This is a genomic window from Pseudomonas sp. B21-053, from assembly GCF_026016365.1.
GTDB lineage: Bacteria > Pseudomonadota > Gammaproteobacteria > Pseudomonadales > Pseudomonadaceae > Aquipseudomonas > Aquipseudomonas nunensis.
Window position 1 is genome coordinate 4723440 of the sequence record NZ_CP087205.1, and the last position, 24698, is coordinate 4748137.

28 protein-coding genes are annotated in these 24698 nt (G+C 59.5%); 14 read left to right on the forward strand and 14 right to left on the reverse strand.

Annotation, left to right across the window (positions count from 1 at the left end; translation table 11 throughout):
- The first annotated feature begins 69 nt into the window (after nt 1–69).
- The gene (mddA, locus tag LOY68_RS21170) at nt 70–864 is read left to right on the forward strand and encodes a methanethiol S-methyltransferase (protein ID WP_265039684.1); all 795 of its coding nucleotides are present in this window, start codon (nt 70–72) and stop codon (nt 862–864) included.
- A gap of 159 nt (nt 865–1023) precedes the next feature.
- Nucleotides 1024–1962, forward strand: a complete 939-nt coding sequence (gene pbpG / locus LOY68_RS21175; RefSeq protein ID WP_054053851.1) for a D-alanyl-D-alanine endopeptidase — start codon at nt 1024–1026, stop codon at nt 1960–1962.
- Nucleotides 1963–2024: 62 nt separating this feature from the next.
- Here the strand turns inward: pbpG and LOY68_RS21180 are convergent, their stop codons facing one another.
- From LOY68_RS21180 to LOY68_RS21190, 3 genes are all read right to left on the reverse strand, one after another.
- On the reverse strand, nt 2025–2240 hold the full coding sequence (locus LOY68_RS21180; protein ID WP_163913643.1) for a hypothetical protein: 216 nt from the start codon (nt 2238–2240) through the stop codon (nt 2025–2027).
- Nucleotides 2241–2258: 18 nt separating this feature from the next.
- Complete coding sequence (locus LOY68_RS21185; RefSeq protein WP_163913641.1) at nt 2259–2465, reverse strand: DUF6021 family protein; 207 nt, start codon at nt 2463–2465, stop codon at nt 2259–2261.
- Nucleotides 2466–2575: 110 nt separating this feature from the next.
- A complete protein-coding gene (locus LOY68_RS21190) occupies nt 2576–3304 on the reverse strand; it encodes a peptidase C39 family protein (RefSeq protein ID WP_163913639.1) in 729 nt (242 codons plus the stop codon).
- A gap of 143 nt (nt 3305–3447) precedes the next feature.
- Here LOY68_RS21190 and LOY68_RS21195 point away from each other — a divergent pair, with 143 nt between their 5' ends.
- Complete coding sequence (locus LOY68_RS21195; protein WP_163913638.1) at nt 3448–3639, forward strand: hypothetical protein; 192 nt, start codon at nt 3448–3450, stop codon at nt 3637–3639.
- A 78-nt stretch (nt 3640–3717) separates the two neighbouring features.
- Here the strand turns inward: LOY68_RS21195 and LOY68_RS21200 are convergent, their stop codons facing one another.
- The gene (locus LOY68_RS21200; protein ID WP_163913636.1) at nt 3718–4467 is read right to left on the reverse strand and encodes a TerC family protein; all 750 of its coding nucleotides are present in this window, start codon (nt 4465–4467) and stop codon (nt 3718–3720) included.
- Nucleotides 4468–4495: 28 nt separating this feature from the next.
- A complete protein-coding gene (locus LOY68_RS21205) occupies nt 4496–4738 on the reverse strand; it encodes a hypothetical protein (RefSeq protein ID WP_054053861.1) in 243 nt (80 codons plus the stop codon).
- A 278-nt stretch (nt 4739–5016) separates the two neighbouring features.
- Between LOY68_RS21205 and nhaR the strand changes: the two genes are divergently transcribed.
- Nucleotides 5017–5916, forward strand: a complete 900-nt coding sequence (gene nhaR, locus LOY68_RS21210) for a transcriptional activator NhaR (RefSeq protein WP_163913634.1) — start codon at nt 5017–5019, stop codon at nt 5914–5916.
- Here nhaR and LOY68_RS21215 read toward each other — a convergent pair.
- Nucleotides 5903–7063: an MFS transporter gene (locus LOY68_RS21215; protein ID WP_054053937.1), complete on the reverse strand. Its 1161-nt coding sequence runs from the start codon at nt 7061–7063 to the stop codon at nt 5903–5905. The genes nhaR and LOY68_RS21215 overlap by 14 nt on opposite strands.
- Before the next feature lie 334 nt (nt 7064–7397).
- On the opposite strand from LOY68_RS21215, the gene sstT reads away from it, so the two are divergent.
- Nucleotides 7398–8630, forward strand: coding sequence for a serine/threonine transporter SstT (gene sstT / locus LOY68_RS21220; protein WP_265039689.1), 1233 nt, complete (start codon nt 7398–7400; stop codon nt 8628–8630).
- Between the two features lie 137 nt (nt 8631–8767).
- Here sstT and LOY68_RS21225 read toward each other — a convergent pair whose 3' ends face one another.
- Nucleotides 8768–9277 (reverse strand): DUF1993 family protein, encoded by a 510-nt coding sequence (locus tag LOY68_RS21225; protein ID WP_163913630.1) that lies wholly within the window; start codon nt 9275–9277, stop codon nt 8768–8770.
- Nucleotides 9278–9418: 141 nt separating this feature from the next.
- Here LOY68_RS21225 and LOY68_RS21230 point away from each other — a divergent pair, with 141 nt between their 5' ends.
- Nucleotides 9419–10063 carry a YceH family protein gene (locus LOY68_RS21230; RefSeq protein ID WP_054053870.1) on the forward strand — a complete coding sequence of 215 codons (645 nt, stop codon included), beginning with the start codon at nt 9419–9421 and terminating at the stop codon, nt 10061–10063.
- A 184-nt stretch (nt 10064–10247) separates the two neighbouring features.
- Here the strand turns inward: LOY68_RS21230 and LOY68_RS21235 are convergent, their stop codons facing one another.
- On the reverse strand, nt 10248–11066 hold the full coding sequence (locus LOY68_RS21235) for a shikimate 5-dehydrogenase (RefSeq protein WP_265039692.1): 819 nt from the start codon (nt 11064–11066) through the stop codon (nt 10248–10250).
- A gap of 245 nt (nt 11067–11311) precedes the next feature.
- Between LOY68_RS21235 and LOY68_RS21240 the strand changes: the two genes are divergently transcribed.
- The 3 genes from LOY68_RS21240 to LOY68_RS21250 all read left to right on the forward strand — a co-directional run bounded on the left by LOY68_RS21240 (nt 11312) and on the right by LOY68_RS21250 (nt 12388).
- Nucleotides 11312–11671 (forward strand): hypothetical protein, encoded by a 360-nt coding sequence (locus LOY68_RS21240; RefSeq protein ID WP_163913625.1) that lies wholly within the window; start codon nt 11312–11314, stop codon nt 11669–11671.
- Nucleotides 11672–11907: 236 nt separating this feature from the next.
- Complete coding sequence (locus LOY68_RS21245) at nt 11908–12102, forward strand: hypothetical protein (protein ID WP_054053875.1); 195 nt, start codon at nt 11908–11910, stop codon at nt 12100–12102.
- A 103-nt stretch (nt 12103–12205) separates the two neighbouring features.
- The gene (locus tag LOY68_RS21250; protein ID WP_265045821.1) at nt 12206–12388 is read left to right on the forward strand and encodes a hypothetical protein; all 183 of its coding nucleotides are present in this window, start codon (nt 12206–12208) and stop codon (nt 12386–12388) included.
- Here LOY68_RS21250 and LOY68_RS21255 read toward each other — a convergent pair.
- Nucleotides 12385–13446 carry an AI-2E family transporter gene (locus LOY68_RS21255; RefSeq protein ID WP_265039693.1) on the reverse strand — a complete coding sequence of 354 codons (1062 nt, stop codon included), beginning with the start codon at nt 13444–13446 and terminating at the stop codon, nt 12385–12387. The genes LOY68_RS21250 and LOY68_RS21255 overlap by 4 nt on opposite strands.
- A 168-nt stretch (nt 13447–13614) precedes the next feature.
- Between LOY68_RS21255 and yegQ the strand changes: the two genes are divergently transcribed.
- A complete protein-coding gene (gene yegQ, locus LOY68_RS21260) occupies nt 13615–14934 on the forward strand; it encodes a tRNA 5-hydroxyuridine modification protein YegQ (protein WP_265039695.1) in 1320 nt (439 codons plus the stop codon).
- Between the two features lie 165 nt (nt 14935–15099).
- Here yegQ and LOY68_RS21265 read toward each other — a convergent pair whose 3' ends face one another.
- On the reverse strand, nt 15100–15963 hold the full coding sequence (locus tag LOY68_RS21265) for a LysR family transcriptional regulator (protein ID WP_265039697.1): 864 nt from the start codon (nt 15961–15963) through the stop codon (nt 15100–15102).
- Nucleotides 15964–16061: 98 nt separating this feature from the next.
- Here LOY68_RS21265 and LOY68_RS21270 point away from each other — a divergent pair, with 98 nt between their 5' ends.
- Nucleotides 16062–16985 (forward strand): DMT family transporter, encoded by a 924-nt coding sequence (locus tag LOY68_RS21270; protein ID WP_265039699.1) that lies wholly within the window; start codon nt 16062–16064, stop codon nt 16983–16985.
- 122 nt (nt 16986–17107) lie between these two features.
- Here LOY68_RS21270 and LOY68_RS21275 read toward each other — a convergent pair whose 3' ends face one another.
- Both LOY68_RS21275 and LOY68_RS21280 read right to left on the reverse strand, forming a co-directional pair.
- Nucleotides 17108–17338, reverse strand: coding sequence for a hypothetical protein (locus tag LOY68_RS21275; protein WP_265039701.1), 231 nt, complete (start codon nt 17336–17338; stop codon nt 17108–17110).
- Nucleotides 17339–17430: 92 nt separating this feature from the next.
- On the reverse strand, nt 17431–18144 hold the full coding sequence (locus tag LOY68_RS21280) for a FadR/GntR family transcriptional regulator (RefSeq protein WP_265039703.1): 714 nt from the start codon (nt 18142–18144) through the stop codon (nt 17431–17433).
- Nucleotides 18145–18416: 272 nt separating this feature from the next.
- Between LOY68_RS21280 and LOY68_RS21285 the strand changes: the two genes are divergently transcribed.
- Together LOY68_RS21285 and gudD are read left to right on the forward strand one after the other, a co-directional pair.
- Complete coding sequence (locus LOY68_RS21285) at nt 18417–19763, forward strand: MFS transporter (protein ID WP_265039705.1); 1347 nt, start codon at nt 18417–18419, stop codon at nt 19761–19763.
- A gap of 24 nt (nt 19764–19787) precedes the next feature.
- A complete protein-coding gene (gene gudD, locus LOY68_RS21290) occupies nt 19788–21131 on the forward strand; it encodes a glucarate dehydratase (protein ID WP_265039706.1) in 1344 nt (447 codons plus the stop codon).
- Nucleotides 21132–21251: 120 nt separating this feature from the next.
- On the opposite strand, the gene LOY68_RS21295 is transcribed toward gudD, so the two are convergent.
- On the reverse strand, nt 21252–22127 hold the full coding sequence (locus LOY68_RS21295) for a LysR family transcriptional regulator (protein WP_265039708.1): 876 nt from the start codon (nt 22125–22127) through the stop codon (nt 21252–21254).
- Between the two features lie 154 nt (nt 22128–22281).
- Between LOY68_RS21295 and ampC the strand changes: the two genes are divergently transcribed.
- Nucleotides 22282–23433 carry a class C beta-lactamase gene (ampC, locus tag LOY68_RS21300; RefSeq protein ID WP_413787205.1) on the forward strand — a complete coding sequence of 384 codons (1152 nt, stop codon included), beginning with the start codon at nt 22282–22284 and terminating at the stop codon, nt 23431–23433.
- 114 nt (nt 23434–23547) lie between these two features.
- Here the strand turns inward: ampC and LOY68_RS21305 are convergent, their stop codons facing one another.
- On the reverse strand, nt 23548–24675 hold the full coding sequence (locus LOY68_RS21305) for an MFS transporter (RefSeq protein ID WP_413787159.1): 1128 nt from the start codon (nt 24673–24675) through the stop codon (nt 23548–23550).
- Nucleotides 24676–24698: the final 23 nt, after the last annotated feature.

Below are 24698 nucleotides of genomic sequence, written 5' to 3' on the forward strand. Positions count from 1 at the left end.
AAGAATAAACGTCCTACGGACACCAGCAGGGCAACCGGATACCAATGGCACCTTCGCCAGGAGTCCTCCATGAAGCCGAACACCACACCCGAACATCAACTGAGTTCCCTCACGGGAAAATTGGCGGGCCTGCTGTATAGCCTCTGCAGTTACCTGCTGTTCCTGCTCACTGCGCTTTACCTGATCGGTTTTCTCTCCGGCCTCGGTGTGCCCAAGGACATTAACTCGGGACAGGGCTTGAGTTGGCCGCTGGCCGTTATCGTCGACGCCTTGCTGATTACGCTGTTTGCCGTCCAGCACAGTGGCATGGCCCGCCAGCGTTTCAAACGTTGGTGGACTACACATATCCCCGCCCCTATCGAGCGCGCGACCTATGTCTTGTCGACGTGCCTGGTGCTCATCCTGCTCTTCTGGCTATGGCAACCGATCGCAACGCCCATCTGGAGCGTGACGTCCACATGGGGCCACGGATTGCTTATGGCGGTGTTCTGGCTCGGCTGTTTTGTTGTGGTGCTTTCCACCTTCCTGATCAGTCATTTCGAATTGCTCGGCATCACCCAGGCACTCAGCGCCTGGCGCTCTGCCCGGCCCGACAACCCAACGTTCAAAACCCCTTTGCTCTACAAGCTGGTCCGCCACCCTTTGTACCTGGGGTTTCTGATCGTGTTCTGGGCGACGCCTGACATGACCGTCGGACATCTTTTGTTCGCGCTGCTCAACACGATCTACATCCTGATCGGGGCTTATCTTGAAGAGAAAGATCTGGTGGAGATGTTCGGGGAGCGATACCAACGCTATCAACAGAATGTTGCCATGCTGGTGCCTCTGATCAAACGCAAACCGGACCGCAAGAAAGACGCATAAAGGCGACTGAATCCAGCACCAAAAACATTAAATTTTCTTCATATAAAGCGCTCGCCAAACGGGCGCCTAGCGCTTTCGTAGCTCATACTCCTAGAATGCGTCGTTTTTAAGAAACAGCCCGTAACAAAACGGCATATCCACCCTAATGAGTTCGCCCGCGTGAAAATCCGTCTTTCCATCCTGAGTCTATTTTTTGCATTTACAGGGACTGTTATCACGCCAATGACCCATGCTGCGGAAACCACCGCGGCACCGCGAGACGCGTCACAACTGAAGATCGCTTCCGGCAGCGCTTTGTTAATGGATTTGCAGACCAACAAAGTTATTTATGCCAACAACCCGGACGTGGTCGTGCCCATCGCGTCGGTCAGTAAATTGATGACCGGCCTGGTGGTGGTTGAAGCGCACCAGAACATGGATGAATACATCAACGTCGACATCAGCCACACGCCGGAAATGAAAGGCGTGTTCTCCCGGGTCAAACTCAATAGCGAACTGCCGCGCAAGAAAATGCTGCTGATCGCATTGATGTCCTCGGAAAACCGTGCTGCCGCCACCCTCGCCCACCACTACCCGGGCGGTTATGTCGCGTTCATCGCAGCCATGAACGCCAAAGCCAAGGCGCTGGGCATGAGCAACACGCATTTCGTTGAACCGACAGGGCTTTCCCCGCGCAACGTGTCGACGGCCCGCGACCTGAGCAAGCTGCTGATCGCCGCGCACAAATACCCGCTGTTGACCGAACTGACCACCACCAAGGAAACCACTGTCGCGTTCCGTAAACCCAACTACACCCTGGGTTTCCACAACACCGATCATTTGGTGAACAAGCCCAATTGGGATATCAAAATCACCAAGACTGGCTTCACCAACGAAGCCGGCCACTGCCTGGTGCTGGTGACCAGCATGGGCAATCGCCCGGTGGCTTTGGTGATTCTCGATGCATTCGGCAAGTACACGCACTTTGCCGACGCCACCCGAATTCGCAGTTGGGTCGAAACCGGCAAGAGCACCACTGCGCCGTCGGTGGCCTTGCAGTACAAAGCCGCGAAGAACCTGAAGCAGCGTCAGAGCGGCGTGGTTGAAGCCTCGAAATAAGTCGGCAACAAAAAGCAAAAAGCCCCGATCAATCGGGGCTTTTTGCATTGTGGCCAAATGAATTAATCGTTGGGTAGAGGCATCTGGTCGTCATCTGGAATGCCGTCGCCGGCACTCGGATCTTTCCAGCCGTGCGGATGTTCCTCCGGCACCACCATTGGACGTGCCAATGGATCGCGCAGCGGGCTGTCCGGGTCCAGCACCGGGTCGATGTCGTCCTCGGGCGTGGTCGGCACGCTGTCCGGACGTTTATCGGCAAAACTCGAATCGGTAGACATAAGCCACCTCATTGCGCATCAGGGTTTGAGATCGCCCAGCGGGTCGTAGGGCTTCGCCGGTTTCTTGTCATCCTCACCCGGCTTGATATCCAGGGGTGCCTTGGCAGGACCGATGGGGTCGACCTGTGGGTCGGCAAGGTCGGGCGAATCGGGATCGAAGCCCAGATCATCGCCGGACGAATGCTCGGACGAATGCGGGCCATCTGAAGTCTTGGAATGTGCCATGGACGCCTCCTTGGGTCTGACCCGGAGAAATCCGGGTCCTACTCATCAGAGGCCTGGGGCACGCGACGGTGCCCGGGAGATGACGAACGGAGCGCTTACAAGGAAAACAGTTACTGAGCCTTCAACGCCTTGGTCGCCCGGGCAGCTGCCTGCTCCTGGCCGGCCTGGCCCAGATCGCTGGCCGCCTTGAGCCAGCGCTGCTCGTCGACCTTGGCCGGAAGCTGGTTCGGCTTCTGGATCAACACAGCCCAACCGCCGGCATCCTTGAACGACGACTCAAACGAACCGAAGCTCATCAACAACCGGCGGTTCATCCCGGAACGTAACAGCACCGTCTGCTTTTGCCGGTTGTACCCGGCGAGGATCGCGTAGCGCGGCTCGGCCCAGAACGCCGAACCTTCGGTGAAACGCAACATCACCGGATAACCGGCCGCCACCTGGGTCAACAACGCCGGCAGATTGCTGTCGAGCGGATAGACCACCATGCCGTATTCACGGGCCAGGTTCTGCATGTTTTGCTGCAGCTGCGCCTCGGCGCCTGGCAAGCGCAGGGGTTTTTCCAGCAGGCCGGGCGTAATCACCACGCCCTGCTGGGACAGCATGCTGGCCAACACCTGAGGCCCGCTTTGATTGGCCTGGCCCCGGTAGAAAGTTCCGCTGAGCTCAACGCGCTCCGGCAGTCGCTGAACCTCCGGCGCCACACTGCCGGCGCAACCGGCCAACGCCGCAACGCAACTCGCCACCAACGCAGCCGTTCGAATTCGAGAAAATACCCGCACCATCATCACTCTCTTGTTCAGACGCCAGGCAATCGTGCCCCCGGCTTGGCCACTGATCATAGGATGCCGCGCGACAGCGGTATAGCCTAAACCGGCAGTTGTTTGCATTCGATAGAGCGAACCGGTTGGTAACAGGCGACCTTTGGTCAATAGCCTGAAACACAGCAGCGACTAGACTGTCATTTGCAGAGAGCGTGTGCCCGATGCAGGGCAAAGAGGAGGCGCCGATGAGCCTGACAATGACAATCGTAATGCTGATTTCCGGCTGGCTGGCCGTGGCCGCCGCCATGTTGTGGGGTGTGCTGCGTATCACCCGCCGGCACCATCACCACCCGGTGCAATCGGCACCCGAAGCAAAAGCCGATCCGGTGACCCGCCCCGCCACCGCGCACTGATCGACCCTTTTCGGCCCGTAAACGAAAACGGCCGCCTGGACTCTTTCGAGTGCAGGCGGCCGTTTGGTTTAACGCCGGTTAAGCTTCAGCAGCGATACGCTTCTGCTTGGCCCGCCGGGACATCATGTTCAACCCCTCGATCGTTGCCGAGAACGCCATGGCCGCGTAGACGTAGCCTTTCGGTACGTGGGCGCCGAAGCCTTCGGCGATCAGCGTCATGCCGATCATGATCAGGAAGCCCAGGGCCAGCATCACCACGGTCGGGTTTTCGTTGATGAACTTGGCCAGTGGATCAGCGGCCAGCAACATCACCAGTACCGACACCACCACCGCGATAATCATGATCGGCAAATGCTCGGTCATGCCGACAGCGGTAATGATGCTGTCGATCGAGAACACCATATCGAGCATCAGGATCTGCCCGATCGCGGCGGCAAAGCCCAGGGTAACGCCCGATGTGGCCGACTTCGGATCTCCCGGCGCCGGGTCCATGCTGTGATGGATTTCGGTGGTCGCCTTCCACAACAGGAACAGGCCACCGGCGATCAGGATCATGTCCTTCCAGGAGAAGGCATGGCCGAGGATATCGATTACCGGCTCGGTCAACTGGACGATAAACGCGATGGTGCTCAACAGCGCCAGGCGCATGATCAGCGCCATGCCGATACCGATACGGCGCGCTTTCTGCCGATGCTGCTCCGGCAGTTTATTGGTCAGGATCGAAATGAAGATCAGGTTATCGATGCCGAGCACGATTTCCATGACGATCAACGTGGCCAGGGCAATCCAGGCGGTGGGGCTGGCGGCTAGTTCTACAAGGTATTCCATGGGTCAGTCCTGACTCGCTTGAGACGGTTTAGATTTCCTGGGACGAAGATTGACTTTTCGCTTTGTCTTCAGCCGGTTGTTCTTTCTTGCTGATCAGGCCGCCAGTGGCATCGCTGATCGCCTGTTCGGCGGCTTTATGGGTGTCGTCGATCGCCTGTTTGGCAGTCTCGGCCGCCTTGCCCATCAGTTGCTGGGCGCTCTTTTCGGCCTGGTCGCAACCGGCCAATACCAGTAAAGACGTGATTAACAGCGCCGTAGCGATAGTTTTCATTGGGCTTTCCTCGATAGCACGGACAGGTGCGAAAAGGCACCCCGTCGATAGCGAGGCATTCTAGAGAGGCAAACACTTCAGGAAAATTCGTATTTTTAGCGGTTATACTTCGGCCGTTCCGAATCCAGACTTCAAACCCGATATCAACCGCGCACCTACCCGTAGGAGCTGTCGAGTAAAACGAGGCTGCGATCTTTTGATTTTTGAAGATCAAAGGATCGCAGCCTCGTTTTACTCGACAGCTCCTACGGGGGTTATATGAACAGGGGTTCTTCCAAATGCTCAACTACCGACAGCTGCATTACTTCTGGGTCGTGGCCAAGACCGGCAGCATCGTGCGCGCTTGCGAGCAGTTGAACCTGACGCCGCAAACCATCAGCGGGCAGATTTCCCTGTTGGAACAAACCTACGGCATCGAGTTGTTTCGTCGGGTCGGGCGCAATCTGGAGCTCACCGAGGCCGGGCGCCAGACGCTGCCCTACGCCGAGCAGATGTTTCAGCTCGGTGGCGAACTGGAGTTGATGCTCCGCGCCCAGCCCAATGAGCAGCAGATTCTATTCCGGGTCGGCGTGGCGGACGTGGTGCCCAAATCCATCGTCTATCGCCTGATCGCGCCAACCATGGAATTGAGCGAGCCGCTGCGCATCACCTGTCGCGAGGACAAACTCGAACGGTTGCTCGCCGACTTGGCGATCCAGCGCCTGGACCTGGTGATTTCCGACAGCCCGATGCCGTCGCACCTGGACATCAAGGGCTACAGCCAGAAGCTCGGCGAGTGCGGGATCAGTTTTTTTGCGACAAAACAATTGGCGGAGCAGTTCGGCCAGGATTTTCCGCACAGCTTGCACGGCGCACCGTTGCTGATTCCCGGGCCGGAAACCGTGGTGCGCAGTCGTTTACAACGCTGGTTTGCCGAACAGCAGATTCAGCCGCGTATCGTCGGGGAGTTCGATGACAGCGCATTGATGCAGGCGTTCGGCCAATCCGGCAGCGGGATTTTCATTGGCCCGAGCGTGATTGCCGACGAGGTGATACGCCAATACGGCGTGGAGTTGATCGGCCAGACCGACGCGGTCACCGAGTCGTTCTATGCCATTTCAGTGGAACGCAAGGTCAAGCACCCCGGCATTGTCGCCATTACCGAAGGTGCCCGACGCGAGTTGTTTACTGAACTGTGACCGGCTCACGCGGCGCCATGGTCATCAGCGCCATGGCCAGCAGGATCGAAGCGAGGATGAAAGCAGCCGCCGCAAAACCCAGGCCACCAAGGCCAAAGGCATTGATCACGCGACCGCCCACCATCGCGCCCAGGCCGATCCCGAGGTTGGCCCCGGCGATGTTCAGTGACGCGGCAAAGGCTGGCGCTTCAGGTGCAGCTTTCATCAAGCGCACATGGCTGACCAAAAACAACGCTGCCTGAGTGATCCCCCAAATGCCCATCGCCGCCGCCAGACCGAGCGGCGACTGGATGTTCGGCACCAGCGCAATCAGGCCGGCAATCAGGAACGCGCAGAACATCATCGATGCGATCAGCGGATGACGATCCACCGCACGGCCGCCCCACCAGTTGCCAAACAACCCCACCGCACCAAAGCCCATGAGGCACCAGCCGACCAACGTGCCGTCGAAACCGGCCAGGCGTTCAAGAATGTCCGCCAGGTAGGTATAAGCCGTGAACATGCCGGTAAACACCAGGATCGACAGCAGCACATGCCCGATCATCAACGGGCTGCGCAGGATCTTGAACTGGGAACGAAAGCTCGCCTGCTGCTTATGCAGGATCGTTCTTGGCAAGTAGATATACAGCAGCAACGCCTTGGCAAACGCGATCACCGCCAGAATGCCGAAAGCACTGCGCCAACCGAACGCATCGGAAATCAGCGTGCCGACCGGAATGCCGAACACCATCGCGCACACAATCCCGAACCCGATCTTGGAAATCGCGCGACCTGCGTGGTCCGGCCCGACGATGTCCACCGCCGTCTCGCTGGCCAGCGCCCAGAACACCGGCAGCCCCAGCGCCGGGATCAACCGGGCGGCGGCCATGACCCAGATATTCGGCGCCAGCGCCGCGACGGTGTTGGCCACGCCGAACATGATCAGCACCGAGATGAACAGCTTGCGCCGCTCGAAACGGGCGAAGTACGCGGTGAGGAACGGACCGAACGCAGCCACGGTAAACGCGAACAGCGTCACCAGCAGGCCGGCCTGGGGAATCGTGACCTCAAGGTCCCGGGCAATCGCCGGCAGCAGGCCGACGATGATGAACTCCGTGGTCAGCACCGTGAAACCGGCGGCAGACAACAGAAGAATGGGCAGCAACAGCATGCAGAACTCCAGAAAACGCCGACAGCAGCGATAGCCCGGAGGCCCGCTGGCAGAACTTGAAAATGAAGGGGGCGAAGCTTAACAGAGTGTTTCCAAACCGGGTTGCACGAACCTGCATATCGCGTGGAACACCCAGGCGGCAGATCGTCACAGGTCTGAAGGATCGGGACGACCCTGTGATAAAGTCCGCGCCCTGCGATTCGTACACCCTATTCATCGGCCAGTTGTTGGCATTGATGTCGCGATACCTCTCGGTTCCTCCATGTGGCCTGCCCTGCTTTTTGCTGCGTGACCGCGGAACCCTGCACCTAAAAAAATCAGAGATACCGTTATGAGCGCTTCATCCCCGTCCCTGTTGCACCGCTTGAAACGTACCAGCCTGGTCACACAAATCATCCTCGGCCTGATCGCCGGCATTGCCCTGGCCTTGTTTGCGCCTGACGTGGCGAAGTCCACCGCGTTCATCGGCAAAGTGTTTGTCGCGGCCCTGAAAGCCGTCGCGCCGATCCTGGTGTTCGTGCTGGTCATGGCGTCCATCGCCAACCATAAGCACGGTCAGGAAACCCATATCCGGCCGATCCTGTTTCTGTATCTGCTGGGCACTTTTGCTGCGGCCGTGGTCGCGGTGGTGGCCAGCACGTTGTTCCCGTCGAGCCTGGTGTTGTCGACCCAGGATGTCGCGGTGACCGCGCCGGGCGGTATCGGTGAAGTGCTGCAAAGTTTGCTGTTGAGCGTGGTCGACAACCCGGTCAGCGCGCTGATGAACGCCAACTTCATCGGCATTCTGGCGTGGGCGATCGGCATGGGCGTTGCGATTCGGCATGCCGGCGATACCACCCGCGAAGTGCTCGGTGACTTGTCGAATGGCGTGACCTTGATCGTGCGTCTGGTGATCCGCTTTGCGCCGCTGGGGATTTTCGGCCTGGTGACGTCGACCCTCGCCACCTCGGGGTTCGGTGCGTTGGTCGGCTATGCGCATCTGTTGGCGGTTTTGCTAGGTTGCATGCTGTTCGTGGCGCTGGTGATGAACCCGGTGATCGTGTTCTGGAAACTGCGTCGCAACCCGTATCCGCTGGTGCTGATGTGCCTGCGGGAAAGCGGGATCACCGCATTCTTCACCCGCAGTTCGGCGGCGAACATTCCGGTCAACCTGGAATTGAGCAAGCGTCTGGGCCTGCATGAAGACACCTATTCGGTGTCGATCCCGCTCGGTGCGACCATCAACATGGCGGGCGCGGCGATCACCATCACCGTGTTGACCTTGGCTGCCGTGCATACGCTGGGGATCGCCGTGGATATCCCGACGGCGATTTTGCTCAGCGTGGTGGCGGCGATTTGCGCGTGTGGCGCTTCGGGTGTGGCGGGCGGTTCGTTGCTGCTGATTCCGCTGGCGTGCAGCCTGTTCGGCATCCCGAGTGAGATTGCGATGCAGGTGGTGGCGGTGGGCTTCATTATTGGTGTGTTGCAGGATTCGGCGGAGACAGCGTTGAATTCGTCGACGGATGTTTTGTTTACCGCCGCCGCGTGCTTGGGTGAAGACGAAAAAGCGCAGCGTCTGGCATAACACCGCACCTGTAGGAGCCAGGCTTGCCGGCGAAGGCGTACTCAAGATCGCCTTCGCCGGCAAGCCTGGCTCCTACAGAAAGCAAAAAAAGCCCGCCAAGGCTTACACCTTGGCGGGCTTTTTATTGCCTGGGCGGCTTAGAACGCGCCCATGTAATCGCGCTTGCCCACTTCCACACCGTTGTGACGCAGCAACGCATAAGCGGTGGTGACGTGGAAGAAGAACTGCGGCAAGCCGTAGCTCAGCAGGTAAGCCTGGCCGCTGAAGCGCTTCTCTTTCGGCGTGCCTGGACGAGTGATGATCTCGATGCCTTCCTTGCCGTCGATCTGCTCAGGCTTGATCTCGCCGATGTAGGCCAGAACCTTGGTGATCAGCGCTTGCAGCTCGGCGAAGGTGGTTTCGGTGTCTTCGTACTTCGGCACTTCTACTTCGGCCAGACGCGAAGAAACGCCTTTGGCGAAATCAACGGCGATCTGCACTTGGCGCACCAGCGGGAACATGTCCGGGTACAGACGGGCTTGCAGCAAAGCGTTCGGGTCGATGTTTTTGGCAGTAGCGTGGGCTTCAGCCTTGTTCAGCACATCGCTCAGGGCGTTGAGCAGTTGTTGGAAAACCGGAACGGAAGCGGCGTACAAAGAAATAGTCATGGCAGTCTCGTGTTGTGGCGGGTGTAAAAACGTGGAGCGATTATAGCCATGCTTGATGACCGGGCGGCTTGCCTTTTGTTTCGCAAGGATTAGGCTAGTCGGCTTCGACTGCACGCATCGACAGCAAAGGGAAAAGCGCGAATGAGCACTGAGCAAGAGACGACCTTCGACGAGCCGCGCCTCAACAGCACGGAAATCCGCATTCTGGGCTCCTTGATCGAGAAACAGGCCACCAGCCCGGAAACCTATCCGCTGACCCTTAATGCGCTGGTGATCGCCTGCAACCAGAAAACCAGCCGCGAACCGGTGATGAACCTGACCCAGGGCCAGGTCGGCCAGAGCCTGCGCGCCCTCGAAGGCCGTGGCTTCACCAAACTGGTGATGGGCAGCCGTGCCGATCGCTGGGAACACAAGGTGGATAAGGCCCTGGAGCTGGTGCCGGCTCAGGTGATCCTGACCGGGCTGTTGTTCCTGCGTGGCCCGCAAACCGTCAATGAACTGCTGACCCGCAGTGGCCGCATGCATGAATTCGAAGACGCCGAGCAAGTGGTGCATCAGTTGGAGCGCTTGATTGCACGGGGTCTGGCGCTGCTGATTCCGCGTCAGGCAGGACAGCGGGAAGACCGCTACATGCATGCGCTGGGCGATCCGGCAGATATCGAAGTGATCCTCGCAGCCCGGCAGAACCCGGCGGAACGTGGGACTGGCGGCGTGTCGGTGGAACGGATCGAAGAACTGGAAGCGCGGATTGCGGCGCTGGAAGAACGCCTGGCGCGCCTGGAATAACCTGACAACACAAATCAAATGTGGGAGCGGGCTTGCTCGCGAAGGCGGTGTATCAGTCACATCTATGTTGGATGTGCCGGCCTCTTCGCGGGCAAGCCTCGCTCCTACAGGATTTGCGCAAACTCTGTAGGAGCGAGGCTTGCCCGCGAAGGGGTCAGCAAAGCCAACCCATTAATTCAAAGAATCAACTCCGCGCAAACGCCACCGCCGCCTGGAACTGCTCATCCGTCGGCCGCACGCCGGTATAAAGCACAAACTGCTCCAGTGCCTGGATCGCAATCACCTCCAGCCCGGTGATCACGCGCTTGCCTTCGGCCCTTCCGCGCACGATCAGCGGTGTTTCCGAGGGGATCGCCACTACATCGAAGACAGTCTCTGCCGACTTGATCACGTCAGCGTCAAACGCCAGTTGATCGGCCTCCGGCCCGCCAGTCATGCCGATGGGGGTGACGTTGATCAGCATCTGCGGGCGGCGCGCGCCGAGTTCTGCTTGCCACTCATAACCCAGGGATTCGGCCAGCGCCCGCCCGGCGCGTTCGTTTCGGGCCACGATCACACCATTTTCGTAACCGCCGTCACGCAAGGCACTGGCCACAGCCTTGGCCATGCCGCCGCTGCCGCGCAGGGCAAAGGTCGTTTCCTTCGGCACTTGATGGGTTTCCAGCAACTGAGCGATGGCGATGTAATCGGTGTTGTAAGCCTTGAGATGGCCGTCGGTATTGACGATGGTGTTGATCGATTGAATCGCGGCAGCGGACGCGTCCAGATCATCGACCAGCGCGATGCAGGCTTCCTTGAACGGCATCGACACGCCACAACCGCGAATGCCCAAGGCACGAATCCCGCCGACCGCGCCGGTCAGGTCTTTACTGCTGAATGCCTTGTAGTAAAAATTCAGCCCCAGTTGTTCGTACAGATGATTGTGGAATCGCAGGCCAAAGTTCCCGGGGCGTCCTGACAGGGACATGCACAGCTGGGTGTCTTTGTTGGGGTTCATCTGCATGAAATATCTCCTTCGATTGCACTTTCAGATAGACGGGATTAGCCATTCCATCCTGTTCTGTTCGATCATTAAGCCTGTCTGCACACGGCTTTGCAGCAGCGTAAGGAAGCCGGTACAGACCTTACACAAAATTTACCTAACGGCTGTGCAGTTTTTCAAAAAAGCGCTGTCTTAGAAGTATCCCCGCGACAATCCTTGGGTCTATTGCAGATTCAAGCGCCGGGTCGAAGAACCGAGGAATTATCATGATCCGTAAAATCCCCACAGTAGCCTTGTTGATTGGTGTACTGGCTGTCGCAGGGCAGGCAGAAGCCCATGGCGGTGGCGGTTGGCAAGGTCCAGCGGTGTTTGGTGCGATCGTTGGTTCGGCCATCGTCGGCTCGGCCCTCATCAACGCCAATCGGCCGGTCTATGTAGAACAGGCGCCGGTTTACGTTCAGCCACAACCGGTCTACGTGCAACAACCACCGCCACCGGTTTACTACCAACCGGCCCCGGTGTACGTGCAGCAACCGGTCTACTACCGCCCGGCGCCGGTTTATTACGGTCCGCCACGCGGTTACTACGGCCCGCCCCGTGGTTACTACGGTGGCCCACGCTGGTAACAGGTTCATCAGGCCCCGCCTTAACAGCGGGGCCTTTTTTATGCCCGTCAGTCGGACGAGGTCTGGATAAATCTCGTCAAGGTCGCTGTCGGGACAGTATCGGCAGGTAAAGTAGGCAAGATTGACGGGGCCGCCCTTCCCCCACTTTGGGGAAAACGGTCATATTTATGTCATGTCAGGTCCGCAAGCTGGGATCTGTCCGTAAACAACAGGTTGATAAAAACAAGGACGACCTCATGCCCACGCAAAACCCGCACCGCAATGTCGGCTTGTGCACTTCCAGCAAGGTGTACAACACACTGACCGAACTCAAGCACCTGGAAGGCCATCGCAGCGCCAAGTTTCTTTCGCTGCTGGCCGAAAACCTGGTGCGCAAAGGCCTGCTCAATGAGCAGGAAGTCGTGCACATGCTCGATCTGGTCGTGGATTGATCGCCACACTCACTGGCATCAATGACCACTATCGAAAACGTTGATTGTCCGTTGAACCGTGCGATCCGTAAGGTGGCTCCATAGATTGATGGAGGTACTTATGATGTCCCAGGTTCAGATTATGTCCGTTGTCGGCAGCGCGGTTCCCGCATCGCTCAGAGAGCTGGGATTGCTCGCCTGTTGGTATCTGATGCGCGATGGCGAACCTGTCAGCGGTCCGCTCACCTCGCTCCCCGCCGCCCAGGCACTGTCGCAAAAAATGGGCACCGTCCAGCTGATTGCCTAAGGCAGCTGAACCCGCGGCTTGGTTTCGACGAAAATCGCCCAGCTCGACATGAACAGTGCAGCGATCAACGGCCCGATTACAAAACCATTGAGACCGAAGACGGCCATGCCGCCCAGGGTCGAGATCAGGATCATGTAGTCGGGCATTTTTGTGTCTTTGCCCACCAGGATCGGGCGCAGCACGTTGTCCACCAGGCCAATCACAAATACCCCGAACAACCCCAGCACCACGCCCTGCCAGATCGCCCCGCCGAGCAGGAAGTACAGCGCCACCGGCGCCCAGACAATCCCCGCCCCCACCGCTGGCAACAGCGACAGAAACGCCATCAACACCGCCCAGAGCAACGCACTCGGGATATCCAGGAACCAGAAAATCAAACCGCCCAACGCACCTTGCGTGATCGCCACCAGCAGGTTGCCTTTGACGGTGGCCCGCACCACGCGGTTGAACTTGAGCTGCAAGCGGCGCTTCTGGTGTTCCTGCAACGGCACGGCCGTGCGGACTTTGCGCGCCAGCTCGGCGCCGTCCCGCAGAAAGAAAAACAACAGGTACAGCATGATGAAGAAGCTGACGATGAACTCGAAGGTGCCCTGGCCAAACGTGACGACCTGCGCAGCCACAAACTGACTGCCCTGCATCGCGCCCTTGACGATCTTGTCCTGCAAGCCTTTCAACTCGCCGACGCCAAACCGATCGAGCAAATGCTGGAAATACGGCGGCAAGCCGTGCTTGAACTGCGCCACATACGCCGCGATGTCCAACTCGCCGCTTTCGATGCGGCTGTACAGCGACGCGCCCTCCTGAACCAGCAATACGCTGATGATGATCACCGGCAAAATCGCGATCACCAGGCAGATGCCCAAGGTGCACAGCGATGTGAGGTTGCGCGGCCAGCCGAATTTCATCTGCAAGCGCCGCTGTAGCGGTGCGAAAACGATGCCGAGGATAACGGCCCAGAACACCGCGCCGTAAAACGGCAGCAGGATCCCGATAAACGCGAGGGTGACCGCGAGCAGCAAGACGAGCAGCGATCTTTTTTGTAGCGTGGTTTCTTTCATGTCCGATCCATGTCAGTGCGCAAAAAGGAGCGCGAAACTCGTCTCCTGATGCTTAGTCCGCCACGGTTCGCGCGAGTGCCATCCGTTTGTTCATCAAGCATAGATCCAGATCAATAAACCCCGGGGTCAAGCCGCTTACCCTGCCGGACTTTTGTGGTCGAAGCCCCCATGCCCCTCATCGCTCCCGAACTGCTCGCCCCCGCCGGCACCTTGAAAAACATGCGTTATGCCTTCGCCTACGGTGCCGATGCGGTGTACGCCGGGCAGCCGCGCTACAGCCTGCGGGTGCGCAATAACGAATTCGACCACGCCAACCTGGCCCTCGGCATTCGCGAGGCCCAGGCACAGGGCAAGCGTTTCTACGTGGTGATAAACATCGCGCCGCACAACGCCAAGCTCAAGACCTTCCTGAAAGACCTGGAACCGGTGGTCGGCATGGCGCCAGACGCGCTGATCATGTCCGATCCCGGCCTGATCATGTTGGTGCGCCGGCACTACCCGCAGATGCCGATTCACCTGTCGGTGCAGGCCAACACGGTGAATTGGGCGAGCGTTGAGTTCTGGCAGCAACAGGGTTTGAGCCGGATCATCCTGTCCCGCGAATTGTCCCTGGAAGAAATCGCCGAAATCCGCCAGCAAGTACCGGCCATGGAGCTCGAAGTATTCGTCCACGGCGCACTGTGCATGGCCTACTCCGGGCGCTGCCTGCTGTCGGGCTACATGAACAAGCGCGACGCCAATCAGGGCAGTTGCACCAACGCTTGCCGCTGGAAGTACTCGGCGACGGAGGCCACCGAAAATCAGCTCGGCGAAATCGTCCAACAGTTTCAACCGACCCTCGGCATCGGTGCGCCGACCGACCAGGTGTTCCTGTTGCAGGAAGCCAATCGCCCGGACGAGTTGATGCCGGCTTTCGAAGACGAGCACGGCACGTACATCATGAACGCCAAGGACCTGCGCGCCGTGCAGCACGTCGAACGCCTGACACAGATGGGTGTGCACTCACTGAAAATCGAAGGCCGGACCAAATCCCACTTCTATTGCGCCCGCACCACCCAGGTGTATCGCCGGGCCATCGACGATGCGGTGGCCGGGCGCGACTTCGACCGCAGCTTGATGACCGATCTGAAATCCCTGGCCCAGCGCGGCTACACCGAGGGTTTCCTGCGGCGGCATGTGCATGACGAGTATCAGAATTACCAGAACGGCAGCTCAGTGTCGGAGCGCCAGCAGTTTGTCGGCGAGTTGACCGGCGAACGGCGGGATCGACTGGTGGAAGTGAAAGTGAAGAATCGTTTTGGCCTGGGCGATCACATGGAGTTGATGACGCCCAAGGGCAACTTTCACTTCGATCTGCATGAGCTGCAGAACAGCAAAGGCGAGCCAATTGAAATAGCGCCGGGGGATGGGCACACGGTGTACCTGCCGATTCCGGATGCGGTGGATTTGCGGTTTGGGTTGTTGATGCGCGATGTCGGGGCGACGTAACTCCGATACAACTTGCACCACTGCCATCTCCGGCACCGCGATACTGTAGGAGCTGCCGAAGGCTGCGATCTTTTGATCTTGATCTTCGGCGAGTCGAAGATTGCTAAAGATCAAAAGATCGCAGCCTTCGGCAGCTCCTACATAGAGTCGCGTACACCCTGGATATCACGCGAACTCTTCGCGCAACATCCCCACAAACGCCTCACGCGCCGGGTGCACCCCGGCGTTTTCATGCCAGTAGAACAAGTTCTCCACCGCCGTCAGTTCCGGGAACTCATACCCGGCGCAACCCGCGCCCTTGGCGTACTGATCGAATATCCCTTTGGGCACCAGCGCCACCCCGGCCCCGGCACTGACGCAACCGACAATTGCCCCGTAACTGGCCAGGCTGACAATCGGCAGTGCCTGGCCCTGGCGCAACAACCAGTGCTCCAGCGCCGCGCGATAAGGGCAGCCTTGAGGCCACATGAATACGGTTTTGTCCTGCAAATCGGCGACGTCGCGCACCGGCCCTAATGACGTCGATGCAATCAGCAGCAGCTCTTCGCGGTACATCGGTGTGCGCTTGAGCTGCGAACGCTCGACATCCACCGCGACGATCGCGCCGTCGAGGCGGTGATTGGCGGTGTCGTCGAGCAGTTGGCTCCAGCTACCCGTCGTCAGTTCCAGAGCCACGCCGGGATAACGCTTGTGAAACTTGGCGAGCAATCGCGGCAAGCGACCGGTGGCCGAGGATTCGATGGCGCCGATACGCAGCGGCCCGGAGGGATCGGCGGACGGGTCCAGCGCGCGCTTGGCCTCCGTCGTCAGCGCGAGGATTTTCGAGGCGTAGGCCAGAAAGGTTTGTCCCGCCGGACTGATCCGCAACCCTCGGCCTTCACGCAGGAACAGCGCCACCCCCAACTCGGCCTCCAGCGCCTTGATCCGCGCAGTGATATTCGACGGCACGCAGTGCAACAGCTCCGCCGCCCGGGCGATGCTGCCGACGTCGGCAACGGTCTTGAACATGCGAATCTGCGCCAGTTCCATATTGCTCACCAAAAGTGATGTATTAGCGCAGTATAAGTCAGTTGTGGCGAATGATCCGGCTTCTGATACTGGTGGCATCAACCCACAGGTGCCCGACCATGCTGCCACTGTCTCCTACCCTCAAGATCATCCTGGCCATGGCATTCGTCGTGGCGTGCTGGGGTTATTCACCGACCGGCATTCATATCGGTTTGCAAGCCTACGATCCTGGCCATCTGGCGTTGCTGCGGTTTCTGGTGGCGTCGGCGTTTATGGCGGTGATCGCGGTGTTCAAAGGCATCAGCCTGCCGAAACTGCGCGACTTGCCGTTCCTGATTGCCCTCGGTTTCTTTGCCGTGAGCCTGCATCACGTGCTGCTGAATTTCGGCCAGCAAGGGGTCAGCGCCGGGGCGTCCAGCGTGCTGGCGCAATCGACGCCGTTGTTCAGCACATTGCTGGCGCGGTTTGTGTTCAAGGATCGCGTGAGTGTCTGGCGTTGGGGATGTGTGTTTCTGGGCTTGATCGGCGTGGTGATTGTGGTGGCTGGCGACAAGGGGCTGGGCAGTATTGATGCCCATGGCTTGTTGATTCTGGGGGCGGCAGTGTCCTGGAGTTTTTACTTCGCCCTACAAAAACATCACACCGGGCGTTATGACGGTTTGACCCTGACTTGCTACACGGTCTGGTCCGGGACGGTGCTGTTGCTGGTGTATCTGCCGGGGTTGGCGGATCAGGTGATGCGGGCGCCGGTTGCAGTGCAGATGGCGGTGATCGGGTTGGGGGTTTTACCGAGTGCCCTGGCGTACCTGGCCTGGGCGTTTGTGCTGGCGCATGTGGATTTGAGCCGGGCGGCGATGACGTTGTATCTGGTGCCGCCGACGGCAATGGGGATTGCGTCTGTCGCGCTGGGCGAGCGGCCGGCGTTGATGGTGATCGTCGGGGCGGTGGTGGTGTTGATCAGTGTGCTGGCGTTGAATCTGGAGCGGCGGGTGCTGGATCCCCTGTGGGAGCGGGCTTGCTCGCGAAAGCGATCTGTCAGTTGATAGAAGTGCTGACTGATACTCCGCTTTCGCGAGCAAGCCCGCTCCCACATGGATTTCCCACACTGATCTTTCCCACCTGGATCGGCGAATACAAAAAACCCGGCGCAATGGCCGGGTTTGTTTTACCGCCTGTCATCGGACAGCGGCGTCTCTTCATCCGCCGTCGGCACGTCTTCGTCGGCGGTCGGGTCTTTCCAGTCTTCAGGGCGATCAGCGTCGCTCAAGGTAGGATCCCGGGAAGGGTCTACGCCGGACGGTGCATCCTGATCCAGCGTTGGCTCGTCTGTGCCGGGCATGGGTCTGGTCGGGTCGGTGTTGGGTGTTCCGCCCTGGAACATTGAATCGTTAGCCATGATGCACCTCACTGATGAGGTCCAGTAAATCTGGGCCGTACAGTTTGGAAGCGGGCGCATGAAAGGCGTGCTATCGAGTAGACCAACGGTTGTCAGCCCTGGGCCAGAAACCGGTCGCGGCTGTTGGTCAGGTGTAGCCACATCGCTGCGCGCGCCGCGTCCGCATCCTGGCGCTTGATGGCGTTGAGGATCGCCTCGTGTTCCTGATTGGCCAGTTGCCCAAGCTTGCTTAGATCCGTGGCGCCGCGCTCGGCGGCATTCACGCGGGTCCGGGGGATCATCGCGCTTCCCAGGTGCTGCATGATTTCGGTGAAGCACACATTGCCGGTGGCTTCGGCGATCAACAGGTGGAAGCGTTTATCGGCCTCCACGCAACTGTCGTTGTTGGCCAGCAGGCGCTGATAGTCATCCAGCGCTTCACGCATCAGCGCGAGTTGCTGATCGGTACGGCGCACCGCCGCCAATGCCGCCGCCTGGGTTTCCAGGCCCATGCGCAACTCCAGAATACTGCGCACTCCCAGCGCGGTGTCGACGTTCAGCCGCAGCCCCTGCTCCGCCACGCGCTCAATGACAAAGGTGCCGATGCCGTGACGGGTTTCCACCAGCCCCGAGGCCTGCAACTTCGAGATCGCCTCGCGCACCACCGTGCGACTGACCCCGTGTTCCTGAACGATGGTGTTTTCCGACGGCAGCTTGTCCCCCGGCAACATCTGGCCGAGCAGGATGCTCTGGGTCAGCTTCGCCACCAAGTCATGAGCCAGATTGTGGCTGCGCTTGCGCGCGGGTGCGTCGAGGTCTTCTTGCATGGTGGTTATCCGAAAAGCAGGGCTAACGGGATCGTAGCACTGAGCGCTCGATAAAACAGTGCTCAACTTGTATGACAACACTCAACAAAAACGCCAAAAACACTCAAATCAAGCCCAGACAAACCCTCAAAAAGAATAACAACCAACAAAAACATCCATATTTTGTTGGACAAAGACGCTTGCGAAACGAAAAAACCTAGTTGTATGATGTCTATCAACATCGCAACACCCAGTCACACCCCGCATAAAAATAATCAGTGGGAGAAACGCAAGTGAATACATCCATATCCGGGATGAACGACGGCACCGATTCGGTTCTCAAGTCCGCCATCTCGAAAGTCAAACGCCATGTCCTGCCGCTGTTCGTGATCATGTTCATCGTCAACTACATCGATCGCGTGAACATCGGCTTCGTCCGCGCCCACATGGAGCAGGACCTGGGAATAGGCGCTGCCGCCTACGGCCTCGGTGCCGGCCTGTTCTTCATCGGTTACGCCCTGTTCGAAGTCCCCTCCAACATGCTCCTGCAAAAAGTCGGCGCGCGTATCTGGCTGACCCGCATCATGCTGACCTGGGGCCTGGTCGCTGCCGGCATGGCATTCATCCAGAACGAAACCCACTTCTACATCCTGCGATTCCTGCTGGGCGTGGCCGAAGCCGGGTTCTTTCCCGGGGTGATCTACTACTTCACCCGCTGGTTGCCAGGGGTCGAGCGTGGCAAGGCGATTGCGATCTTCCTCAGCGGCTCGGCGATTGCATCGCTGATCTCCGGCCCGTTGTCCGGTTTGCTGCTGCAAATAAACGGTCTGGGCCTGCACGGCTGGCAATGGATGTACTTCATTGAAGGGATGTTCTCGGTCGGATTGTGCGTGTTTGTCTGGTTCTGGCTCGACTCCAAACCCCACGACGCCAAATGGCTGAGCCGCGACGAGCAAGACGCGCTGGTCAAAGCCATCGACGACGAACAACTCGCTCGCGAAGCCGCGACGCCGATCAAACCGTCGCTGGGCAAACTGCTCAAGGATCGCCAGATCATCCTGTTCTGCGTGATTTACTTCTTCATTCAACTGACCATTTACGCCGCGACCTTCTGGCTGCCGAGCATCATCAAGAAGATGGGCGACCTTAGCGACATTCACGTCGGGTTGTTCAACTCGATCCCGTGGTTGCTGTCGATTGTCGGCATGTACGCCTTCGCTGCGTTCTCGGCCAAATGGAAACACCAGCAAGCCTGGGTCGCTGCTGCGCTGTTGATTGCGGCGGCCGGGATGTTCATGTCCACGACTGGTGGACCGATCTTTGCCTTTGTCGCGATCTGCTTTGCGGCGCTGGGTTTCAAATCCGCATCGTCGCTGTTCTGGCCAATTCCTCAGGCGTACCTGGATGCGCGGATCGCTGCGGGCGTGATCGCGTTGATCAACTCGGTGGGCAACCTCGGCGGCTTCGTTGCGCCGACCACCTTCGGTCTGCTGGAAGAGCACACCGGCTCGATCCAGGGCGGGCTCTACGGTTTGGCCGCAACCTCGATCATCGCCGCGATCATTGTGTTCGCCGCCCGCAACACACCGAAAACCGCGCCCGCCGCTGCCGTCGGCAAACCCGCCTCCAGCCACGCCTGAATTTCTGCTTTGAAGGACATGACAATGAACGCACACGACACTGCAAAAGCTCCGATCATCACCAGCATGCAAGTGGTTCCGGTGGCTGGCCATGACGGCATGCTGCTCAACCTGAGCGGCGCCCATGGGCCGTTTTTCACGCGCAATATCGTCATCCTCACCGACAACGCCGGGCACACCGGAGTCGGCGAAGTGCCGGGGGGCGAGCGCATTCGCCAGACGTTGGAAGATGCACGCTCGCTGGTGGTCGGCAGCCCGATTGGCACCTACCAGAAGATCCTCAATCAAGTGCGCCAGACCTTCGCCGACCGCGATGCCGGCGGCCGTGGTTTGCAGACCTTCGACCTGCGCATCACCATTCACGCGGTGACTGGTCTGGAAGCCGCCCTCCTCGACTTGCTCGGCCAGCATCTGGACGTGCCGGTCGCCGCGCTGCTCGGCGAAGGCCAGCAGCGTGATGAAGTGAAGATGCTCGGCTATCTGTTTTATGTCGGTGATCGCAATCAGACTGACCTGGCCTACCGCAGTGAACCGGACGCCGACAACGACTGGTTCCGCGTCCGTCACGAAAAAGCCATGACCGCCGATGCGGTGGTGCGCCTCGCTGAAGCCGCCCACGCGCGCTACGGTTTCAAGGACTTCAAACTCAAGGGCGGCGTGCTCAGCGGCGACGAAGAAATCGAAGCGGTCACCGCCCTCGCCGAGCGCTTCCCCGAGGCGCGCATCACCCTCGACCCGAATGGCGCGTGGTCACTCAAAGAAGCGATCCGCCTGTGCCGCGATCAACACCGCGTGCTGGCCTACGCCGAAGACCCGTGCGGTGCGGAAAACGGTTATTCGGGCCGTGAAGTGATGGCTGAATTCCGCCGCGCCACAGGGCTGAAAACCGCGACCAACATGATCGCCACCGACTGGCGGGAAATGGGTCACGCAATCCAACTGCAATCGGTCGACATTCCACTGGCCGACCCGCACTTCTGGACCATGCAGGGTTCGGTGCGCGTAGCGCAGATGTGCCACGAATGGGGCCTGACCTGGGGTTCGCATTCCAATAACCACTTCGACATTTCCCTGGCCATGTTTACCCACGTTGCAGCGGCGGCGCCGGGTGAAATCACCGCCATCGATACGCACTGGATCTGGCAGGACGGCCAGCGCCTGACCAAGGCGCCGCTGCAAATTGTCGGCGGTTGCGTGCAGGTGCCGAAGAAGCCGGGGTTGGGGGTTGAGCTGGATATGGATCAGTTGGCCAAGGCTCATGAGTTGTACAAAGGCATGGGGCTGGGCGCGCGGGATGACAGCGTAGCGATGCAGTTTCTGATTCCGGGGTGGAAGTTCGATAACAAGCGGCCGTGCCTGGTGCGCTGACTTCGGCTCACTACAATCCCCTGTGGGAGCGAGCTTGCTCGCGATAGCGGTGTATCCGTCGATATCAATATTGGATGTGCCGACCTCATCGCGAGCAAGCTCGCTCCCACAGGTTATGTGTTAACCGTGAATTATCTGCAGCAGCCACGCCTTGAACGCCGCCATCGCCGCCGTTTCCGGTCGCGACTGCAACCGCGTCAACCAGTAGCTCCCCGTGGTGATGTGAATGGCGAACGGCTGCTCGATCGCACCCGCCGCCAGTTGCCTCGCAAACATCAGCGGCGGGGCCAACGCCACGCCGGCGCCTTGCATCGCCGCTTCCATCATCGCCAGCGATGAGTCGAAGACGATGCTTTGCGGCGGCGCGACGTGGGTCGAAAGACCTGACGCCTGAAACCAGTCCGGCCATTCATCCGAGCGGTAGGAACGCAGCAAGGTTTGCCCCAGCACATCGGCCGGTTCGCGCAGTTGCCGGGCAATCTCGGGCACGCACAGTACCGACAGCGGCGCCTCGATCAGCCTCACCGCTTCAATCCCGTGCCACGCCCCGGCGCCAAAGCGGATCGCGTAATCCAGCCCTTCAGCGGCCACGTCCACCCGATTGTTGTTGGTCGACAGGCGCAAATCTATGAACGGATATTTCGCCTGGAAGTCCGCCAGACGCGGCAACAGCCATCCCACCGCGAACGTCCCGACGGCGCCCACCGCCAGTACTTCGCGATAAAGCCCGCCTTCGAGTCGCTCCAGGGTTTCGGCGATTCGGTCGAAAGCTTCGCGCAGCACCGGCAACAGGGTTTCGCCCTCACTGGTCAGCATCAGGCCACGGGGCAAGCGTTTGAACAGGGTTACGTTAAGCTGAGCCTCAAGGCCTTTGACCTGATGGCTGACCGCCGCTTGCGTGACGCACAGCTCCACCGCCGCCCGGGTGAAGCTCAAATGCCGCGCCGACGCTTCAAAGGCGCGCAGTGCGTTCAGCGGTAATTGCGGCCGGATCATGCCCACTCCCAAAATTTTCTAATGGCTCGTGCGAAATATCATCGGTTGTCGATCAACGACGGACTGCCTAAATTTGCCTCGCCGTTCAGCGGGCAGTCTACCGGGTAGCGCCCTCCATTCGCAGGGAATAGAAACAATGACTAACAAAACCAACATGGCCAGACTGACTGTTTTAGGCGCTTGCGTTGCATTGCTCGGTGCCGGCCCGTGTCTGGCCCAGGCTCAGACCGACCAACAGATTCAAAGCGCGGTCGACGCCGCTATCAAACCCATCCTGCAAACCCAAGGCGTTCCCGGAATGGCCGTGGCCGTCACCGTCAATGGCAAGCCGCATTACTTTAACTACGGCGTCGCCTCCAGGGAAAGCTCCCAGGCAGTGACGGAAAACACCCTGTTCGAAATCGGCTCGGTCAGTAAAACCTTCACCGCAACTCTCGGCGCCTATGCCATCGCGACCGGCAAACTGTCCTTGAGCGACAAGGCCAGCCAGGTCTTGCCTGACTTGCGCGGCAGTGCATTCGATAACGTCAGCGTGCTGCAACTGGGCACCTACACGGCGGGCGGGTTGCCGCTGCAGTTCCCTGATGAAGCGGATCACGCGGACAAGATGCTCGGCTATTTCAAGCAGTGGAAACCGGTGTATGCGGCGGGCACGCATCGACAATATTCGAACCCAAGCATCGGATTATTCGGGTATCTGGCCGCGCATAAACTGGGCGTGCCGTTTGATGAGGCAATGACAAATACCTTGCTGCCCAAACTCGGGCTGACACACACCTTCCTTCGGGTGCCGCAGGATCAGATGAGCGTTTACGCCCAAGGCTACGACAAGAATGACAAGCCTGTACGGGTCGATCCGGGGGCGCTGGACTCCGAGGCCTACGGCGTGAAAACCAGCACGGCGGACATGATTCGTTATGTTCAGGCGAACCTGAAACCGGCGTCACTGGAAAAGCCTTTGCAGCAGGCCATCGCGACGACTCACACCGGTTACTACACGGTGGGCGACATGACCCAAGGCCTGGGTTGGGAACGCTACAGCTACCCGATCAGCCTCGATAAATTGCTGGGCGGCAACTCGACGCCGATGGCCATGGAGGCGCACAAAGTCCAATGGCTGACCCCGCCGCAGCCTGAGCCGGAAAGTGTGCTGATCAACAAAACCGGTTCTACCGGTGGCTTCGGTGCTTACGTTGCGTTCGTGCCCGCCAAGGACATCGGCATCGTGATCCTGGCCAACAAAAACTACCCTATTCCGGAGCGGATCAAAGCGGCGCATCAGATATTGAGTGCGCTGGCCAAGTAACCCGCCACACCACCCTCCCCTGTGGGAGCGGGCTTGCTCGCGAAAGCGGTGTATCAGTCGACATTTTTATTGCCTGACACACCGCCTTCGCGAGCAAGCCCGCTCCCACAGGGGTTATGGGTTGGCTTGTGCCTTCTTCCGCTCCAGACACGCAAGCGCACTTACCGCCAGGCACAACGCCGCCCCCGTATACACCCACTCCGAAGGCGCTACCGGCAACAAGAAACCGGCGAGCAATGGGCCCAAACCCGCGCCGATATCACGCCAGACCGCATTCCCCGCCAGCGCCCGGACACGCCCACTATCCGGATGACGTTGCGCAATGACCGTCACCACCAACGGCAATTGCAACGCTCGCAGAATCAACACCAAGGCCCCGCCGACGATCAGCCAGTGGAAGCCAAACCCGATCAGCGCCATCGACGTCAGCAGAGAAAACACGATCAACATTCGTGTCGCGCCCCAGCGCTGCGCTGCGATACCGCCCAACGGGCTGAGCAACAGTTCAGAGACGTAACGCAACGCCAGCAGCGTCCCGGCGACCACCACCGCGTTGCCCTCCAGAAGATGATCCGCCAACAGCGAGAGCCCGATGATGAACAGTCCGTCGAGGGTCAGCCCTTCGATAAACGACCACATCGCCACACTGTCCGGTCGCTTGAAACGCCGTGTCGACGCCGACATCGGGTGCGCTGCCGATGGCATGCCCAGCGCCAACCACATCGCGATCAATGACGTCGCGAACATCAGGAAGAAAATCACCCGCGGCCCATACGCGACACTCAACAGCGCCCCCAACGGCAACGCCAGCATCGGCCCCGCCGCAATCAACGCCCGCGAACGCCCGGTGCGTCGCGCAGCACCCGAGGGCTCGGCGGTCGCCATCACCTGCGTGGACAAGTTCAGCGCGGCATAGGACAAACCCCAGCCGAGGCGCAACACCAACAACCACCAAAACCCCGACAACGTCGCGTAGCCCAATGCACACAACGCCGCAGTCCCGGTGGCCAGCAGCAACGCCGGGCGATCACCCCTGCGGGTGTAAAACTCCATGACATAGCGATAACCGAAAATCCGCACCAGCCGATTCGCCGCCAGCAAAATCCCCGCCTCGGCCAGACTGATACCAAACGCCTGCGGCTGCATTGGCAAGAGCAAGTACAACAACACGTCGCCAGGTAAACACAGGGCCAATACAGCGGCGGCTCGGGTGGAGTGTCTGTCGGCGGTTTTTTCTGTCATGGGAATGAAAGGCCTTGGTAACA